Source organism: Verrucosispora sp. TAA-831 (assembly GCF_050780145.1).
Classification (GTDB): Bacteria; Actinomycetota; Actinomycetes; order Mycobacteriales; family Micromonosporaceae; genus Micromonospora.
This window is the reverse complement of sequence record NZ_CP192240.1, coordinates 2,041,260-2,059,959: the sequence shown is the minus strand read 5'-3', so window position 1 is coordinate 2,059,959 and position 18,700 is coordinate 2,041,260. Positions and strand designations below refer to the sequence as shown.

Here is an 18,700-nt window from a genome sequence, read left to right as displayed (position 1 = left end):
ATCCCCGTGCCGCTTCACCACTCGTACGGGCACACTTCTGCACTAGGGTGCCGGGCATGACCGACTCCGCCCCCCTTCGCGTCGACCTGCTCACCCGGGAGTACCCGCCCGAGGTCTACGGCGGTGCCGGGGTCCACGTCGAGTACCTGGCCCGGGAGCTGCGCCGGATCACCGAGGTCCGGGTGCACTGCTTCGGTGCGCCGCGTACCGAGCCGGGAGTCCGGGCGTACGCGGACCCGCCGGCGCTGGCCGGGACGAACGCCGCGCTGCGGACCATGGGTGTGGACCTGGAGATGGCCGCCGGGTGTGCCGGCGCGAACGTGGTGCACAGCCACACCTGGTACGCCAATCTCGCCGGACACACCGCGAAGCTGCTGTACGGGGTGCCGCACGTGGTGACCGCGCACAGCCTGGAGCCGCTGCGACCGTGGAAGGCCGAGCAGCTCGGCGGCGGCTACGCGCTCTCCTCCTGGTGCGAGCGCACCGCCTACGAATCCGCCGACGCGGTCGTGGCGGTCAGCGCCGGGATGGGCCGGGACGTGCTGGCCGCGTACCCGTCGGTGGACCCGGAGCGGATCAAGGTGATCTACAACGGCATCGACACCGCGCAGTACGCCCCCGACCCGGGCACCGACGTGCTGACCCGACTCGGCATCGACCCCGCCCTGCCCAGCGTGGTCTACGTCGGGCGGATCACCCATCAGAAGGGCCTGCCGCATCTGCTGCGTGCCGCCCGTGAACTGCCGCCGGAGACGCAGCTCGTGCTGCTGGCCGGCGCACCCGACACGCCGGAGATCGCCGCCGAGGTGGAGGGTCTGGTCGCCGAGCTGCGGTCGCGCCGCTCCGGAGTGGTCTGGGTAGCCGAGATGCTGCCCAAGTCCGAGGTGATCCAGGTACTCACCCACGCCACCATCTTCGTCTGCCCGTCGGTGTACGAGCCGATGGGCATCGTCAACCTGGAGGCGATGGCCTGCGAGACCGCCGTGGTCGCCACCGCCACCGGCGGCATCCCCGAGGTGGTCGCCGACGGCGAGACCGGGCTGCTGGTCCCGATCGACCAGGCCACCGACGGCTCGGGCCGCCCGCTGGACCCGGCCCGCTTCGAGGCCGACCTGGCGGACCGGCTGAACACGCTGCTGGCCGACCCGGTGCGGGCCGCCGCACTCGGCCGGGCCGGGCGCCGACGCGCGGTGGAGCACTTCTCGTGGGACGCGATCGCGCGCCAGACGCTAGAGCTGTACCGCTCGCTTTCCGTGTAAGGCTTTGGGTGTAAGGAAGGGCACCTTATTAACGCCTCGTGCATAGCAGGGGTCCCCTGCTAGAACATGCTCACCCCGCACCGTCGCCACCGACGTGCAGGGTGGTGGCGAGGCGGGTGAGCGCGGCGGGAGCGGTGGCGGCGCGGGCCACCACGGCGACCAGAGCGCGGGCGGACGGGCGCTCGCGTACCTCGCCGGGGGCGGTCCGCTCGGCGTCCAACAGCGCCCGCCCCGCCTGGAGCATGTCGCCGAGGCGGGCGTGCGCGCGGGCCACGTCGAGCAGGTACGCCGCGCGGTGCTCGGTCGGCAGCCACCGCCACCCGTTCCCCGCCGTCAGCCGTTCGTGTCGAGCCGCCGCCACCCCGACGTCCCCGAGGTCGGCCGCGATCACCACCCGCGCCGCCTCCACCGCCGCCGTACCGTAGCCGTCCGGCAGCTCGGGCACGATCGCCGCAGCCTGGTCGATCAGCTCGCGCGCGCTGCGGCCGTCGCCCCGACCTCCGGCGGCCAGACCCGCCTGGACCAGCAACGTCGTGCGGAGAGTCGCCGCGTCGCCCGCCCCACGCGCGATCCGTTGCGCGGCCACGACCGCCGCGTCCATCGCCGACCGTCGCCGCCCGACCGCCCGCAGCGCCTGACTCAGCGGTACGGTCGCGGCGGCGGCCAGCAGCGCGTTCCCGCTCCCCAGGGCGACGGCCATCCCCCGGTCCGCCGCCAACCACGCCGACTCCCGCTGGTCCACCTTGATCAGAGCCAGAGCAACCAGCCCGTACGCGCCGACCAGCAGCTCGTCACCGACCGGATCGGGAGGGTCGACCCGCACCTGCCGGACCGTGTCGAGCAGGTCGGGTAACAGCCTGAGCAGGGCCGGATACCGGGCATGCCGGTAGCTCTGCTCGGCATGGTACAGCCGGGCCCGCACCTGCTCCACGTCGACCGGACGCGACGACGCCGGGACGTGGTACTTCGCCAGGGCCGCCCGAACCCGCTCCACACCGGCGGCAGCGGGCGCGGATCGCCCGGCCCGGTCCGGCAGCAGGCTCGCCAGGTCGATCCGGAGCGCGTCGGCCACCTCGCGCAGGTTCGACACCCGCTCCACCCGGCGCTCCCCACGTTCGACCTTGTCCACCCAGCTCTTGGACTTGCCGATCCGGTCGGCGAACTGCTGCTGCGTCATGTTCCGCCGGACCCGCCACTGCGCGATCCGCCGCCCCACCGGCACCTCACTCACCGCCACACACCCCCGCCGCCCGACCCCACCCCACCCACCGCGTCGATCATGGAGTTGTGGTTCGTCCAAAGGCCGCGTACCGCCACAAACCTGCTGCCACAACTCCATGATCGACGACTGAACACCGGACGCGGGATGTCGGGCGGGGGCTGGTGCATCCGTGCCTCCTTGCGAGTGGCGGGAGGTGGGGCAGGGCGAGCACATCGGGAAGTGCGGGCAGGGCGGGGCGGCACGGGGACCCGCCCCGCCCTGGTCAAAGGCACTCCGCTGCTGACGAGAGGCCCACCACAACTTAGCGCACACTGTATACACAGTCAACACTGCACGCACAGAGTGCAGCCCCGGCGTGGCATGCTCGACGCGCTGACGAGAGGCGTTGCCATGCCCAGACAACCCGTGTACGAGCAGGTCATCGCCGACGTGATCGCGTCGGTTCGATCCGGCGCACTGCGGCCCGGCCAGAAGCTGCCGTCCATCGCCCAACTGTGTGAGCAGTACCAGGCGAGTCCGACGCCGATCAGGTTCGCGCTCCGCATCCTCGACGAGCGGGGCTGGATCGAGGTCCACCAGGGCAAGGGATCGTTCGTGTCGCCGGAACCGCCGGCCTGATCTCCCACGCGCGCCGACCGGCGCGCCCCGGCCGAGGGCAGATCGAGCCAGTGCGAGGGCGGCGGGTGGCGACGGGGCAAGCGGGGCACGGTACGGCGGTCGAACGAGCGCGAGCCGATCTCGCACAGTAGGTTGAGGCGGTGAGCGGACGGTTCCCGATCGAAGACGTCTCCCCTGTCGTCTCCTGCGGTCGCTACCCGGCCCGAGCCGTCGTCGGCGAGGTGGTGCCGGTCTCGGCAGTCGCCTACCGCGAGGGGCACGACGCGCTCGGCTGCAACGTGGTCTGGTTGGGCCCGGACGGGCTGGCGCGACCGTTCACCCGGATGAGACCGGGCGAGCCGGGCCGGGACCGGTGGCACGCCACGATCGTCCCGGACGCCGTCGGCGAGTGGATGTTCACCGTCGAGGCGTTCAGCGACCCGTACCTGACCTGGCACAACGCGGTGACCAAGAAGGTCGCCGCAGGCCAGGGGCCGACCGAGCTGGCCAACGACCTGGCCGAGGGCGTACGCGTGCTGCGGGCCGCCGCCGAGCTGGTCCCGGCCGCCGAGCGGGCGGGCCTGGACGGGGCGGTGCGCGCGCTTCGCGACACCGCGCTGCCGCTGCCGCAGCGGGTGGCTCCGGCGCTGGCGCTGGCCGACCTGCTCTGGGCGCACCCGGTCCGGGAGCTGGTCACCACCGGCGAGGAGTACCGCATCTGGGTGGACCGTGAACGTGCCCTCTTCTCCGCCTGGTACGAGTTCTTCCCCCGCTCCGAGGGCGCGATCCCGGCCACCGTCGACGCCCCGGCCCGGTCCGGCACGTTCGCCACCGCCACCGAGCGGCTGCCGGGGGTGGCCGCGATGGGCTTCGACGTGCTCTATCTGCCGCCGATCCACCCGATCGGCCGGGTCAACCGCAAGGGCCCCAACAACACGCTGGTCGCCGGGCCGGACGACGTGGGTTCGCCGTGGGCCATCGGCGCCGCCGAGGGCGGGCACGACGCCATCCACCCCGATCTGGGTACGCCGGAGGACTTCCGCGACTTCGTCGCCGCCGCCGCCGAACACGGCCTGGAGGTAGCGATGGACCTGGCGTTGCAGTGCGCCCCCGACCACCCCTGGGTGACCGCGCACCCGGAGTGGTTCACCACCCGGGCCGACGGCAGCATCGCGTACGCGGAGAACCCGCCGAAGAAGTACCAGGACATCTATCCGGTGAACTTCGACAACGACCCGGAGGGCATCCGCGCCGAGGTGCTGCGGGTGGTGCGGCACTGGGTCGGCGAGGGCGTGAAGATCTTCCGGGTGGACAACCCGCACACCAAGCCGGTCGACTTCTGGCACTGGCTGATCGGCGAGGTCAAGCGGGTCGACCCGGACGTGTTGTTCCTCGCCGAGGCGTTCACCCGACCGGCGATGATGCACGGGCTGGCGAAGGTCGGCTTCACCCAGTCGTACACGTACTTCACCTGGCGGACCTCGGCTGCCGAGATGAGGGAGTACTGCGAGGAACTGGTGGCGGCGGCCGACTACATGCGGCCGAACTTCTGGCCGAACACGCCGGACATCCTGCACGCCTCGTTGCAGCACGGCGGACCGCCGATGTTCAAGATCCGGGCGGTGCTGGCCGCGCTGCTCTCCCCCTCCTGGGGCATGTACGCCGGGTTCGAACTCTTCGAGCACGTCGCGCGCCCCGGCGCGGAGGAGTACATCGACAACGAGAAGTACGAGCTGCGTCCCCGGGACTGGGCCGGCGCGCTGGCGCAGGGGAGGTCGCTGGCTCCGTTCATCGCCACCCTGAACCAGGTCCGCCGGGAGAATCCGGCTCTGCACCGACTGCGGAACCTGGTCTTCCACGACATCGACAACCCGGCGCTGCTCTGCTGGTCCAAGCACGACCCGACGACCGGCAACACGGTGCTGGTGATCTGCTCGTTCGACTCGCACACCGTGCAGTGGGGCAACACCACGCTGGACATGCCCGCGTTGGGCCTGGACTGGCACGACCGGTTCACCGTGCACGACGCGCTGACCGGCGCCGCCTACGACTGGGGACAGCGCAACGCGGTCCGCCTCGACCCGTACCTGCAACCCGCGCACGTGCTGGTGCTGCGCCGCCCCGACGCCACCGCACCCGACACCGCGCCCGACACCGCCAGCACCGCGCCCACCGCCGCCCGTCCCCGCAGCGGCACCGACTCCGCCACGAAGGACGACGCCCGATGGACCAGTTGATCTCCGGGGAGACCCACGACCCGCACGCCGTGCTCGGGGCCCACCCGGCGAACGGGCGTACGGTGATCCGCACGATGCGCCGGGGCGCGGCCGAGGTGTGCCTGCTCGTCGGGGAACGGCGGTACCCGATGACCCGGGTGCACGACGTCGGCGTGTTCGAGGCGACCGTCCCCGGCGAGGCCCTCGACTACCGCGTCGAGGTGGACGGGCAGCCACACGACGACCCGTACCGCCACCCGCCGACCCTGGGCGAGTTGGACCTGCACCTGATCGGCGAGGGCCGACACGAGCGGCTCTGGGAGGCGCTCGGCGCCCGGGTACGCGAGGACGGCGTGGCGTTCACCGTGTGGGCGCCCAACGCCCGGGGCGTACGGGTGATCGGCGACTTCACCGGCTGGGCACCGGACGACGGCTGGCCGATGCGGTCGCTGGGCTCCACCGGCGTGTGGGAGGTCTTCGTGCCCGGGGTGGCGTCCGGCGCCCGGTACAAGTACCGCGTGCTCGGCGCGGACGGGTACTGGCGGGACAAGGCCGACCCGCTCGCCGCGTACGCGGAGGTGCCGCCGGCCACCGCCTCGGTGGTGCACCGCTCGACCTACGAGTGGACGGACGCACAGTGGTTGGCCCGGCGGGCGAGGCAGCAGCCGCACCAGGAGCCGATGAGCGTGTACGAGGTGCACCTCGGCTCGTGGCGGCCCGGCCTCGGCTACCGGGAGCTGGCCGAGCAGTTGACCGCGTACGTGGTGGAACTGGGCTTCACCCACGTGGAGTTCCTGCCGGTGATGGAGCACCCGTTCGGCGGCTCCTGGGGCTACCAGGTGACCGGCTACTTCGCGCCGACGTCGCGGTTCGGCGACCCGGACGACTTCCGGTACCTGGTGGACCGGCTGCACGCCGCCGGCATCGGGGTGATCCTGGACTGGGTGCCCGCGCACTTCCCCAAGGACGAGTGGGCGCTGGCCCGCTTCGACGGCACCCCGCTCTACGAGCACCCGGACCCGCGTCGCGGCGAGCACCCCGACTGGGGCACGTACGTCTTCGACTTCGGCCGCCGCGAGGTCCGCAACTTCCTGGTCGCCAACGCGCTCTACTGGCTGGAGGAGTTCCACGTCGACGGGCTGCGGGTGGACGCGGTCGCCTCGATGCTCTACCTCGACTACTCCCGCGCCGACGGGCAGTGGGTGCCCAACCAGTACGGCGGCCGGGAGAACCTGGAGGCCATCGCGTTCATGCAGGAGACCGACGCGACGGTCTACAAGCACCACCCCGGGGTGGTGATGATCGCCGAGGAGTCCACCGCCTGGCCGGGGGTGACCCGCCCGACCAGCGACGGCGGGCTGGGCTTCGGTTTCAAGTGGAACATGGGCTGGATGCACGACACCCTGCTCTACACCTCGAAGGACCCGATCTACCGGCAGCACCACCACCATCAGCTCACCTTCTCCCTGGCGTACGCCTGGAGCGAGAACTACGTGCTGCCGATCAGCCACGACGAGGTGGTGCACGGCAAGGGGTCCCTGCTCGCCAAGATGCCCGGCGACCAGTGGCAGCGCCTGGCCAACGTGCGCGCGCTGCTGGCGTACATGTGGGCGCACCCGGGCAAGCAACTGCTCTTCATGGGCTGCGAGCTGGCCGACGAGCGGGAGTGGAGCGAGGAGCGCGGCCTCGACTGGTATCTCCTGCACGACCCGGCCCGGGCCGGCGTGCAACGCCTCGTCGGCGACCTCAACCGGGTCTACCGGGACACCCCCGCCCTGTGGACACAGGACACCTCCCCCGCCGGGTTCCGCTGGCTCGCCGGTGACGACGTCGCCAACAACACCGTCTCGTTCGTCCGGATCGCACCCGACGGCGCGACCCTGGTCTGCATCGCCAACTTCTCCGCCCGCCCGCTGGACGACTACCGGGTCGGCCTGCCGGCGGCGGGCACCTGGGCCGAGGTGCTCAACACCGACGCCCACCACTACGGCGGCTCCGGCGTCGGCAACCTCGGCACCGTCCACGCCCAGGACATCCCCTGGCACGGGCTGCCCGCCTCGGTGGCACTGCGCGTCCCCCCGCTCGGCGCCCTCTGGCTCCGCCCGGCCTGACCACTGCCCGGGTCGCCGTCACGGGCGTGGCCGTCACGGCCTGCGGGCCCTGGGTACTTCCTCTGCGCCTGTCGAGCTGAACCGTTTGCGCCATCGCAGCGCCAGGCACGACACGCCGCAGCCTGGTGGCCACCTTCCGCGATCCGTTCCCGCTCTCAGCTCGACAGGTCGCCGTCGGCACCCTCGTCGACTCGTGCGGGGGCCCGAACCTGCGGCACACAGCCAGGCCCCGAGCGGGGGCAGGCCGTCGGGTGGGGCATCGCAGACGGCGCGGGACCCCGACCACCTCATGTCTGCGTGACAGCGCGCTCACCAGGTCGGTAACAATTCGCCGGGCTCGCACGTAGGTCACCGAGCGGTGAACCACCGGCGCCCGCGCGCCCGTACCTCCGGGGGTAGTTGACGACGAGGGGGAGAGCATCGATGGCGAGCAGCAGGCGTACGACCCGGAGCAGTCGGCGCGGGACATCACCGCGACAGCGCAAGATCGCGGGGGCCACGGCGATCGGGGTGACCCTCGGCGTCGCCTTCGCGATGGCGACCGGGACCAGCTCGGCGAGTGAGAACTGCGAGGGTCTCGACACGGCCGTGGGCAGCAACCTCGCCTTCATCGCCGACCAGTTGGTGTTCCCGGACCCGCTGTCGGAGGCCCGGATCGCCAACCGGCAGGCCGTCATCGACCAGCTCGAACAGCGACGCGCGGCGGCCGGTTGCACCGATGAGGTCGAGGTGCCGGACGCGGACCCGAACGCGGCGCTCAACGGCGGCGCGGCGGAGAACTGCGACGGCCTGGACACCGCCGTCCGAAACAACCTGACCTTCATCGCCGGTCAGCGGCAGAACCCGGACGCGCTGTCGGAGGCCCGGATCGCCAACCGGGAGGCGGTCATCGACCTGCTCGAAGACCGCCGGCACCTGGCCGGCTGCACGGGCGAGGTGACGCTCACGCCCGGCGGCTGACGCCCGGCGGGCTCGGGAGGAGCGGCACAGCGCCTCAGACCAGGCCGGCGCCGCGCAGCAGGGTCCAGAGGCCCGCGCCGTCGGGGGCGGAGAGCCACTTCTGCCCGATCGGCCCCTCGGCAGGGCTGTCGTGCGGGACGGGGAGGCTACCGGCCAGCACCGCCTGGGTGGGTGAGAGCCGCCGGATCGCCACGCCCGCCACGTTGTCCGGGTGGGCGGCGGCGAACTCACGGTAGATCTCCGGGTCGTGCTGGCCGTCGTCGCCGACGAGCAGCCAGCGTACGTCGGGGAACTCCTTGGCCAGCCGGGCCAGGGTGGCGCGCTTGTGCTCCCGGCCGCTGCGGAACCAGCGGTCGTGGGTGGGTCCCCAGTCGGTCAGCAGCAGCGGCCCGGCCGGATAGAGGTGCCGGGACAGGAAGCGGGTGAGTGTCGGGGCGACGTTCCACGCGCCGGTGGACAGATAGAACACCGGGGCGCCGGGGTGCGCGGTGACCAGGCGCTCGTAGAGCACGGCCATGCCGGGCACCGCCATCCGGGCGTGCTCGTCGAGCACGAACGTGTTCCAGGCGGCGAGCAGCGGCCGGGGCAGCGCGGTGACCATGACCGTGTCGTCGATGTCGGAGAGGACGCCGAAGCGGACCTCCGGGTCGAGGATGCGGACCGGTGCCTCGACCGGCTCGGCGTCCTGGACGCTGAGCCGTACCGACCCCCAGCCGGGTGGCAGGTTCGTCTCCACCACGACGTCGACGAAGCCGCTGCGGTCGGCCCGCGTCTCGTGGGTCACCCCACCGGTCTCGATGGTCACGGTGACGTGCTTGGCGGGCAGCGTGGTGAAGCTGCGCCAACCCCGGACCTTCTCCAGCCGGCCCCGCTGACGGGTGTCCGGTCGCCCGAGCAGCACCCGGCACATCACCCGCGCCCAGCCGGGGGCACCGTATCCGGTGTAGGCGATGATGTTGATCCGCCAGCCCGTCCGGCGTAGCCGACGCTCGACCACGGCGTGCACCGCGTCCTCGATCCGTGCGGCCCGGTGCAGGGTCGGTATGGCCAGTTGGCCGGCGGAAGTGGGTGACACGGGTGCAACCCTGCCACACGTCGGCGACCTCGGCCATGCGAGAGCCGCCCCGGCACCCCGTCGGCGACCCCGGACGACCCGCACCGCCGACCGGTCGGCCACCGCGCCAACAGCGCCGTGCCGCCGGGCGCGCGAGCCCGCCCGAACTGCGGCAAAGCGGCCCGTAGCGCCGTGCAGCCGTGCGAGACTCCGGACGGGACGACGACGGGGGCGATGGTCGTGCCACGTGCAGGGTCGCAATCAGGGCGACAGCGCGGACGGGGATGGCTCCGGCTCGACCGGCCGGCGTTCGTCGCGCTGCTCCTCGGGCTGGCCGGGGTCGGCTACCGGCTGTACCTCGTGCTGCACACCGTGCCGGTGTCCAACAGCGACGAGGCGACGTTCGGACTGGCCGCGCTGCACATCGCCGAGGGCCGCGAGCACCCGGTCTTCCTGTACGGCCAGCGCTACATGGGAATGTTGCAGTCGTACCTGGCCGCTCCCCTGCTCGCGGTCGGCGGTCCGAGCTGGCCGTTGCTGCGGCTGCCGGTGCTCGCGCTCTACGCGGTGTTCCTCTGGCTGATCCACCGGCTGACCCGGCGGATCGGGTCGCCGTGGTTCGCCACCCTGGTCGTCGGTCTGCTGGCGCTCGGCTCCGAGCGGGTGATCCGGGACCAGGTGACGACCGTCGGCGGTCGACCGGAGGTCAAGGTCGCGGTGTTGGCGATGCTGCTGCTGGTCGCCGGGCTGGCCCAGGGCACGGTGCGCCACCGTCGGCTGGCCGTCGGCGTCTTCGGGCTGCTCGCCGGGGTGGCCGTCTGGTCGGACTGGCTGATCGTGCCGTACCTGGCGGTGGCCGGGCTGGCGCTGGTGTGGGCGGTACGCCGGGAGTTGCTCGGCGGGGCCGGGCTGCTGCTGCTCGTCGGATTCGCCGTCGGCATCGCCCCGATGATCCGCGACAACCTCGTCGCACCGCCCGGACAGGACTCCCTCTCGGTGCTGCGCACCATCAGCGGCGGCACCGCAGCACCGCCGCCGTGGGCGCAGCGGCTGGACGGCGGGTTGCTGGAGGGGGTGTCGCTGGCGGGTGGACTCTGCCCGCTCTCCGGCTGCGCCCGCTGGCAGGAGTGGTTCGGGCTGCTCTACCCGGTGCTGCTGGTCGTCGCGGCGGTGCTGGCCGGGCTCGCGTACCGCCGGGGGGCCGGGCGGGCCGACCGCCTCGCCCCGGTGCTGCACCTGGCGTTGCTCGGCGGGGCGGCGTTGACGCTGCTGGCGTACGTGCGCAGCTCGCTCGCCGCGACCGACCCGCTGGGCAACGCGCGGTACCTGTCGGTGCTGCAACTGTCGATGCCGGCGGTGCTGTGGCCGCTCTGGTCGGCGGCGGTGGCCGGCGCTCGGGGCGCGGTCGGCGCGTGGCGGCGGCTGGTCGGCGCGGTCGCCACCGCCGTCCTGGCCGCCCTGGCGGCGACCTCGTTGGCGGTCACGGTCCTGTTCGCCACCGCCGGTGCGGACCCCGGCCGACGGGAGGAACGGTACGCACGGCAACTGGCCGCCACGGTCCACGCGGCCGGTCTGCACGAGGTGTACGGCGAGTACTGGACCTGCAACCGCCTGATCTTCAACACCGCCGAGAAGGTCGTCTGCGGGGTGCTCGACGGCGAGCTGCACCCCGGTCAGAACCGCTATCCGAAGTACTGGTGGCGGCTCGCCCGCGCCACCCGTCCGGGGTACGTGCTGGCGGCCGGGGCACCGGCGGACCGGCGGCTGCGGGAACTGCTCGGCGACCGCGCGGACGGCAGCCTGCTCGCCGAGATCGGTGGCTTCCGCGTGTACCACCCGCCGGAGCCACTGCGCCCCTGGCGTTAGAGTCGCCCATGCTCATCCTGCTGCCGCCCTCCGAGGGCAAGGCCGACGCCGGCACCGGCCGCAAGCTGGACCTGGACCGGCTCTCGCTGCCGGCGCTCAATCCCGCCCGCCGGGAGGTGCTGGACGCGCTGGTGGCACTCTCCTCCGGGCCACCGGAAGCGGCGCTGGACGCACTCGGGCTCAGCGCCGGCCAGCACGGCGAGTTGCGGCGCAACGCCCGGCTGACGGCGGCGGCCACCGCTGCGGCCGGGGCGATCTACACCGGCGTGCTCTACGAGGCCCTCGACCTGGCCACGCTCCCGCCCACCGCCCGACGGGCGGCGCAGCGGCAGGTGCTGGTCAGCTCCGGGCTGTGGGGGGCGGTCCGGCTGACCGACCGGATCCCGCCGTACCGCTGCGCGATCGGGGCCCGCCTGCCCGGTGTGGGTGCGCTGTCGGCGTACTGGCGGCGGGTGTTGGGGCCGGTGTTGACCGAGGCGGCCGGCAGCGCCGTGGTGCTCGACCTGCGGTCCGGCGCGTACGCCGCCACCTGGGCGCCGCGCGGCGCAGCGGCCGAGCGCGTCGTGACGGTGCGGGTGCTGCACGAACGTGAGGTGGACGGGCAGCCGGTGCGGTCGGTGGTCAGTCATTTCAACAAGGCCACCAAGGGCCGACTGGTGCGGGATCTGCTGCTCGCCGGCGCCCGCCCACGCACCACGGATGCGCTGGTCACGGCGCTGCGGGACCTCAAGTACACGGTGTGCGAACAGGTCGGCGCGCCGGGCCGTCCACGTCAGATCGACGTTGTGGTTTCCGAACTGTAACCAGGCGCAAGATTTCCTCAAGGCTGAGCCGGATCGGTACCACCCGCGGGTGTCACAGGTCACCGTAAGGAGGACCCGACACCACAAGGAGGCACTCCGGTGGTTGCCGCACCCATTCTGCTCGACCGGCATCGCCAGGCGACGACCCTGCCGCCGTTGGACTGGACCACGCTGGCCGACGCGTTCGAGACAGCCTGCCTACTGCGCTGCATGCCGCCTCCGGCGGCTCCCGGCAACCGGTACGCGGGCCAGCAACCCGCCATCCCGGCGACGATCGAGTTCAACCGGGAGGAGGCGGCGCGGCGGACCCGACAGCTACTCGACCGCCTGCACATCCCGGTCCGGCACGAGACGGCGGTGGGCGGGCTGCGCCGCCGCTACGAACTGCACCAGATCCACATCGCCCGCGAGCACCGCACGGCGTACGCGGCGATGGTGGAGAACGGGTGGCGGCGGGGCCGCCGCGAGTTGCTCGGGGGGCCGGTGCCCGGTGCCTCGACGGCCCGGCGGCTGTGGCGTACCCGACTGGCCGCCGCCGCCTGGCGGGCCGCCCTGCTGGCCGGTGGCCGGCACGTCCGTCGGCACATCCTCGGCGTCCGGATCACCGACCGGGAGTTGGCCGCCGTGCTGGTGCGCGGCGCGGCCCTGCTGGACGTGCCGGCGCTGCTGCGTCCCGGCACCGGCTGTTTCCTGGTCAGTGTCGCGCACGGCCGGGATCGCGAGCAGATCCTGCGCCACGCCGGAGAGGAGGCGGCCCACCGCCCAGTCGCCTGATCCGTGGCCGACCGGACGGCCGGAACGGCTCGCCGACCGCCGGTCGACACCACCCGGACGGCCCCGGCAGACCTGCCGGGGCCGTCCGGAGAGCGCTTCCGCCGCCTCTGGGCTTGCGCCACAGGGGTCCGGCGGCGCACAGTGCTGCCCGTGAGCCGTACCCGGTACACCGCCCGAGCCCGGCGACGCGGCGCCCGCGCCACGCTGGCACTGACCGTGTTGCTGGCCCTGCCCGGTCTCAGCGCCTGCCGGGAATCTCCAGATAAGACAGTGCATATCCGGATCGCCACCGGCAGCCCGACCGCCGTCTACCACGCCTTCGGCGAGTCCCTGGCGGCCATCCTCAACCGGGAACTGCCCGACGTACGCGCCGAGGTGATGGTCACCGCCGCCTCGGCGGAGAACGTCCGGCTCCTCGGCGCCGGCCGGGCCGAACTCGGCTTCACCCAGGCCGACGTGCTGCCCGCCGATCCCGGGCCGCACCCGCAGGTGGTGGCGGTCGCCCGGGTCTACGACGACCTGCTGCACCTGGTCACCACCGCGAACAGCCCGGTGCAGACCCTGACCGACCTGCGCGGGCGGCGGGTCTCGGTCGGTGCGCCCGGTTCCGGCACCGAGATCACGGTGCAGCGGCTGCTCGCCGCCGCCGACCTCGACGACGGCCGGGTACGCCAGGAACGGCTCGGCCTCGACGACTCGGTGGCCGCGCTGCGGGACGGGCGGATCGACGCGTTCTTCTTCTCCGGCGGGCTGCCGGTGCGGGCGGTGGCCCAGTTCGCCCAGGACACCCCGACCCGCATCGTCGACCTCGGCGAGTGGACCGCCCCGCTGCGCGTGGGCAACCCGGAGGTGTACGTGCCACGGGACATCCCCCGCTCGGTGTACGGCATCGACGCGGTCACCACCGTGGCCAACCCCAACTATCTGCTGGTCCGTGCCGACCTGCCGGAACCGCTGGTCCGCGAGGTGACCCGGCTGCTGATGGAACGGCGCTCCGAACTGGCCAGCGCCCATCCGGCGGCCGGACGGATGAGTCCCCGCTCGGCGATCGCCACCTCACCGCTGCCGCTGCATCCCGGCGCCGCCGACTACTACCGGGCCAGCAAGCCCTGATCCTCGCCGGCCACCGAGGCCGGCGGCACCGGCTCGGTGGACGCCGGGCCGGGCGGCGCGGCCGGGGGGCCGGGATCGGCCGGCTCGCTGGGTGCCGGGAACCACAGGGCCGCCACCAGCCCCCGTGGCGCGTTCGGGTGCATGGTCAACCGACCGTCGGAGGCGTCGACGAGCACCGCGGCGATGGTCAGCCCCAGCCCGGCACCGTCGACGTTCTGCACCTCCGGTGCCCGCCAGAAGCGTTCGGTGGCCTGGCCGAGCTGATCGGAGGTCATACCCGGACCGGTGTCGCGCACCTCCAGGGCGATCCCACCCTCGCGGGTCGCGACGGAGACGGTCACCTCACCGCCCACCCCGCTGAACTTCACCGCGTTGTCGATCAGCGCGTCCAGCGCCTGGTCGATGGCGGTCGGCACGGTCTGGGCGTACGTCGGCGCGGGGTCGGCCGCCAGGCGCAGGGCGACCTTGCGGTGCCGGGCCAGCGGCTCCCACGCGGCGACCCGGGACGCGGCCACCGCCACCGCGTCGACGGTCACCCGCTGGTTCTCCCGCCGCTCGGCCCGGGCGAGCGTGAGCAGCGCGTCGAGCAGCAGCGCCAGCCGATCGGTCTCCTCCAGGGCCAGCCGGTGCTCGGCGCGGCCGTCCTCGTCGGTCAGGCTCGGTCCCAGCTCCTCCACCCGCAACCGCAGCGCCGTCAACGGGTTGCGGAGCTGGTGGCTGGCGTGCGCGACGAACGCGCGTTGGCGGTCCATCACGTCGGAGACGGCGTCGGCCATGTGGTTGAAGCTCGCCGCCAGGCGGCGCAACTCGGGTGGGCCCACCTGGTGCTGCACCCGGGCACCCCGGTCGCCCTCGGCGATCTCGTGGGTGACCGCGTCCAGCTCGGTGACCGGGCGCAGCACCCAACCGGCCAGCCCGAACGCGGTCAGCACGCAGGCCAGCACCGCCAGCGTGCCCAGCGCGGCGAGCAGCAGCCACCAGGTGGCCACGGTCCGGCGAACCCCGTCGGACGGGGTCGCGGTCACCACCGCGCCGAGCACCTCGCCGCCGTCGTTGATCGGCACCGCCACCACGATCGGCCCGTACACCCAGGGCCAGACCGACTCCGGTCCGCTGTTCTGCTGGCCGGACAGTGCGATGTCCAACGCCTCGCGGGTGCCGGTGCCCGGCCGGTAGCTGCCCGACGCGACCACCACCCGCCGGTCCCGGTCGACCACCGCCGCGCCGATGCCGAACAGATCGTCGTAGCTGCTCAACTCGGCGTCCAACGGGCCGGAGACACCGCTGCGCAGCGCCGGACCGGCCAGCGAGGCGAACCGGGTGGCGTCGGCGATCCGGTCCGCCCGGACCCGCTCGGTCTCCCGGGTGGTCAGCGTCATCCCCAGCGGCAGGCCCAACGCCGCCAGCACCAACACCATCAGCAGGAGGTAGCTGATCACCAGCCGGCGGCGCACTCACTCGCTCCGCAGCCGGTAGCCGACGCCACGAACGGTCTCCACCAGCCGCGCGTCGCCGAGCTTGCTCCGCAACGAGCCGACGTGCACCTCCACGGTGTGCCGGTCGGCGAAGGTGGTCCCCCAGGCGTCGAGCAGGATCCGGTCGCGCGGCACCGCGACACCGGGCTGCCGGGCCAGCGAGACCAGCACGTCGAACTCCTTGCGCGTCAACGCGACCGGGCGTTCGGCCACGGTGACCGTACGGGCCGCCACGTCGATGCGCAGCCGCCCGGCCTCGATCAGGTTGCGCTCCGGCGCCGCGTGCGAGGCCCGACGCAGCACCGCCTCGATGCGGGCCTGCAACTCCACCATCGAGAAGGGCTTGACCACGTAGTCGTCGGCGCCGAGCCGCAGACCGAGCACCCGGTCCCGTTCCTCACCCCGGGCCGTCACCGCGATGATGCCGAGCTGGTTGCTGCGGCGGCGCAGTTCGCGGCAGAGGTCGGTGCCGTCGCCGTCGGGCAGGGTCAGGTCCAGCAGCACCAGATCGCACGGCGCGGCGGAGAGGGCGGCGGAGACGGTCGCCGCGTGCTCCACCTCGTAGCCGCGGCGCGTCAGCGCGGACGACAACGCGGCGGCCACCCGACGGTCGTCCTCGACCAGCAGGATGCGCACCCGGCCTCCCCGTTCGGTCTGCTCCGCTGACCCCGCATGGTCCCGGTCGGACTCCACCGGCCGTGGGGTCACGGTCGGCGGAACTGACCTTAGATGGTCGCAGACAACCGCCCCGGGTGACAGGCCCAGGACCGGGTGACGGTGAGTCAGAGGCCGAAGACCTCGTCGGCGGTGGCGTCGCGTACGCCGTCCGTGAAGCCCCGGAAGGCCGGGTCGTCGTGACTGGCCGGCACGGTGGTGACCAGCTCGCCCGTGGCCTCGGTGACCGCGTCCACCAGCGGCGGGAAGTCGATCTCGGCGTCGGCGAGCGTGTCGTCGTCGGCCTGGCCGAGGTTGATCACCTGCTGTACGTCCTCGGCGGCGGTGTCGGGGTCGCCGGCCCAGTCCGCACCGGCCCGGTAGCACTCGTCGTAGAGCGCCCGCTGGCTGTCGGTCCAGTCCTCGTGGTAGCTCTCCACGCCCGTCCCCTCTCCCGCGACCTGCCTCCGAGCATGCCCGTCCGCGCGCCCGGCCGGGCGCGTACCGGACAAAACCGGTCCCGGCGCGCCGCCGCCGGCTCGCTTGCGGGCCGGACCGACGCCGCGCCGCATGTCGGACGGCGGCCCGGCCCGGTGCCGGACGACGACGCGACCCGCCGCCGGTGCCCAGTCCGACGCCGGACGGCGACGCGCCCGGAACGACAGGTCGTCCCGGGCGCGTGGCGGTCGCGGAGCGGTCAGTGGCAGAGCCGCCCGATCTCCTCGGCGAACCGGTCCATCGGGTTCGCCTCGGCCGGGCCGAGCAGATAGGTCTTCAGGTCCCGACGGGCGTCGGTCATCGGGTCGTCACCGGCCCGGGTCACCGCGACGATCTTCTCCAGCTCACCGCAGTCCGCCGCGAGCAGGTACGCCGCCCGCGAGGTGGGGAAGGTCCGCCGGAACTCGTCCTCGGGCAGCCCGGCCGGGTTGGCCACCACGTACGGCCGCTGGCTCTGCACGAAGTCCGAGACCACGCTGGAGACGTCGCTGATCAGCAGGTCGGTCTGGTTGAAGCAGTCGAACAGCGCGGGCACCCGGCCGGTGACCACCCGGTGCGCCGGCCCGTCCAGGCCGCTCGCGTCGACGTCGCCGCCGGCCGCCCGGATCCGCTCGACGATCCGCTGGTGCACCGCCTTGGCCTGCTTGGACCGGGTGCCGGTCAACGGGTGCGGCTTGTAGATCAGCCGGACGGCGGGACGGGTGGCCAGCAGCGTGGCCACGATCCGGTCCCCCATCAGCATCAGCGAGGTGTGGTACGGGTCGTCGTCGAGCCAACCCTCCCAGGTCGGCGCGTACAGCACGGTGAACGGCCGGTCGACGGCCTCCGAGCCGAAGGTGTGCACACCGGCCAACTGCGGACGGCCGATCTCCACGATGTCGGCGTCCAGCACGCCCACCCCGGCCCGCGCGTACCGCTCCCGACCGGCCAGGCCGGCGACCCACACCTCGTCGTACACCTTGCTGTACGGGTTGACGCTGGCCGCCTTGTCGCTGTCGCCGTGCCCGACGAAGACGTGCTTCATGCCGGGCTCACGCAGCATGTGGATGTTCGGCCCGACGTTGGCGGCGTACAGGGTGGCCCGGATGCTGCTCTTGTCCAGGTTCATGAAGTCCGGCGCGGCCGGCACGAAGATCACCGGCAGCCGGGTGTCGGCCAGCTCCACGAAGGCGTCCCGGCTGCGCATCAGCACCACCGCGCGGCGGCCCAGCGCCTCGATCGGCGCCAGCCACATGTTCGCCTGGTAGACGTCCTTGGCCGGGCCGGCGAAGTAGAGCGCCACCTCCGGGCGGTAGCTGTTGAGCCAGTTCTGCACGGCCGGCAGTTGCGGGCTCTGCCCGGTGCCCCGGCCACGCAGCCAGGTGAGGGCGACGATGCCGCCGATCACCCCGGCCAGCCCGACGGCCACCAGACCGGCGAGGAAGACCGGCGTCACGTCGTCGGCGGCGACGGCCACCACGGCGGCCGGGATGAGCAGGACGTTCGTCCACGGCAACCGGTCACCGGCCACCTCGGCGGCCCATTCCGGCGGGCGGGGGGCGGACCGCATCCGGCCCAGGTCGATGTTGCGGACCAGGGCGGAGACCGGGTTGCGCCGGTCGATCATCCGGTTGAACGCCCCGGCGAAGACGGCGATCAGCCACACCCCGGCGGGCAGCAGGAGCAGCAGGGTCAGCTCGGTGCCGGTCAGCGACACCTGGGAGGCGACCAGCAGCACCACCGACAGGTCCCGGCCCAACTGCCGGTAGACCCGGTTGATGCCGACCTTCTGCAGCAGGGTCGCGGTGGCCGGTGACCACCGCTCCACGGCGAACTCGCCCAACACCGCCGCCGTCCCGGCGACCGCGAAGAGGACCACCCAGCCGAGCGCGCCAGCGGCGAGTAACACCAGGTAGGACGCCACCAGCAGGGCGCCACGCGCGGCGACGCCGACGCGTGAACTCAACATGCCGAACAACGAGTACGCTCCCTAACGAGATCGATGACCGGCTGGATACGCCTCGAACGGCCGCCAGCGTAGCTGCGACCTTAACGCGAAACCTCGCCGGGACAACGCTCGGGTATCCGGCATCTTTCGCCCAAACCGTCGACCACGCGA

15 protein-coding genes are annotated in these 18,700 nt (G+C 73.0%); 9 read left to right on the top strand and 6 right to left on the bottom strand.

What is annotated here, in order from left to right; genetic code table 11:
- Positions 1-56 precede the first annotated feature (56 nt).
- Positions 57-1,259, top strand: coding sequence for a glycogen synthase (glgA, locus tag ACQVFL_RS09340; protein WP_431729174.1), 1,203 nt, complete (start codon positions 57-59; stop codon positions 1,257-1,259).
- Between the two features lie 70 nt (positions 1,260-1,329).
- On the opposite strand, the gene ACQVFL_RS09335 is transcribed toward glgA, so the two are convergent.
- Positions 1,330-2,490 carry a helix-turn-helix domain-containing protein gene (locus ACQVFL_RS09335; RefSeq protein WP_431729173.1) on the bottom strand — a complete coding sequence of 387 codons (1,161 nt, stop codon included), beginning with the start codon at positions 2,488-2,490 and terminating at the stop codon, positions 1,330-1,332.
- A gap of 381 nt (positions 2,491-2,871) precedes the next feature.
- On the opposite strand from ACQVFL_RS09335, the gene ACQVFL_RS09330 reads away from it, so the two are divergent.
- The 4 genes from ACQVFL_RS09330 to ACQVFL_RS09315 all read left to right on the top strand — a co-directional run bounded on the left by ACQVFL_RS09330 (position 2,872) and on the right by ACQVFL_RS09315 (position 8,365).
- Positions 2,872-3,099 carry a winged helix-turn-helix domain-containing protein gene (locus ACQVFL_RS09330; RefSeq protein WP_117227522.1) on the top strand — a complete coding sequence of 76 codons (228 nt, stop codon included), beginning with the start codon at positions 2,872-2,874 and terminating at the stop codon, positions 3,097-3,099.
- A gap of 140 nt (positions 3,100-3,239) precedes the next feature.
- Entirely contained in the window at positions 3,240-5,315 is a 2,076-nt protein-coding gene (locus tag ACQVFL_RS09325) for a maltotransferase domain-containing protein (RefSeq protein WP_431729172.1), read from the top strand.
- The gene (gene glgB, locus ACQVFL_RS09320) at positions 5,303-7,405 is read left to right on the top strand and encodes a 1,4-alpha-glucan branching protein GlgB (protein WP_431729171.1); all 2,103 of its coding nucleotides are present in this window, start codon (positions 5,303-5,305) and stop codon (positions 7,403-7,405) included. Before ACQVFL_RS09325 ends, glgB begins: the two co-directional genes overlap by 13 nt.
- A 423-nt stretch (positions 7,406-7,828) precedes the next feature.
- Positions 7,829-8,365 (top strand): hypothetical protein, encoded by a 537-nt coding sequence (locus ACQVFL_RS09315; RefSeq protein ID WP_396691300.1) that lies wholly within the window; start codon positions 7,829-7,831, stop codon positions 8,363-8,365.
- A 34-nt stretch (positions 8,366-8,399) separates the two neighbouring features.
- On the opposite strand, the gene ACQVFL_RS09310 is transcribed toward ACQVFL_RS09315, so the two are convergent.
- Positions 8,400-9,440 carry an App1 family protein gene (locus ACQVFL_RS09310; RefSeq protein WP_396691302.1) on the bottom strand — a complete coding sequence of 347 codons (1,041 nt, stop codon included), beginning with the start codon at positions 9,438-9,440 and terminating at the stop codon, positions 8,400-8,402.
- A gap of 213 nt (positions 9,441-9,653) precedes the next feature.
- On the opposite strand from ACQVFL_RS09310, the gene ACQVFL_RS09305 reads away from it, so the two are divergent.
- From ACQVFL_RS09305 to ACQVFL_RS09290, 4 genes are all read left to right on the top strand, one after another.
- The gene (locus ACQVFL_RS09305) at positions 9,654-11,285 is read left to right on the top strand and encodes an ArnT family glycosyltransferase (RefSeq protein WP_431729170.1); all 1,632 of its coding nucleotides are present in this window, start codon (positions 9,654-9,656) and stop codon (positions 11,283-11,285) included.
- Positions 11,286-11,293: 8 nt separating this feature from the next.
- The gene (gene yaaA, locus ACQVFL_RS09300; RefSeq protein WP_396691305.1) at positions 11,294-12,088 is read left to right on the top strand and encodes a peroxide stress protein YaaA; all 795 of its coding nucleotides are present in this window, start codon (positions 11,294-11,296) and stop codon (positions 12,086-12,088) included.
- Between the two features lie 99 nt (positions 12,089-12,187).
- On the top strand, positions 12,188-12,862 hold the full coding sequence (locus ACQVFL_RS09295; protein ID WP_396691307.1) for a hypothetical protein: 675 nt from the start codon (positions 12,188-12,190) through the stop codon (positions 12,860-12,862).
- A gap of 150 nt (positions 12,863-13,012) precedes the next feature.
- Complete coding sequence (locus ACQVFL_RS09290; protein ID WP_431729169.1) at positions 13,013-13,975, top strand: TAXI family TRAP transporter solute-binding subunit; 963 nt, start codon at positions 13,013-13,015, stop codon at positions 13,973-13,975.
- On the opposite strand, the gene ACQVFL_RS09285 is transcribed toward ACQVFL_RS09290, so the two are convergent.
- From ACQVFL_RS09285 to ACQVFL_RS09270, 4 genes are all read right to left on the bottom strand, one after another.
- Positions 13,954-15,429 (bottom strand): sensor histidine kinase, encoded by a 1,476-nt coding sequence (locus ACQVFL_RS09285; RefSeq protein ID WP_431729168.1) that lies wholly within the window; start codon positions 15,427-15,429, stop codon positions 13,954-13,956. The two genes, ACQVFL_RS09290 and ACQVFL_RS09285, sit on opposite strands and share 22 nt — an antisense overlap.
- Entirely contained in the window at positions 15,430-16,086 is a 657-nt protein-coding gene (locus ACQVFL_RS09280) for a response regulator transcription factor (RefSeq protein WP_396691312.1), read from the bottom strand.
- A gap of 146 nt (positions 16,087-16,232) precedes the next feature.
- Positions 16,233-16,544: a hypothetical protein gene (locus ACQVFL_RS09275; protein WP_396691314.1), complete on the bottom strand. Its 312-nt coding sequence runs from the start codon at positions 16,542-16,544 to the stop codon at positions 16,233-16,235.
- 257 nt (positions 16,545-16,801) lie between these two features.
- Positions 16,802-18,559 (bottom strand): CDP-glycerol glycerophosphotransferase family protein, encoded by a 1,758-nt coding sequence (locus tag ACQVFL_RS09270; RefSeq protein WP_396691316.1) that lies wholly within the window; start codon positions 18,557-18,559, stop codon positions 16,802-16,804.
- Positions 18,560-18,700: the final 141 nt, after the last annotated feature.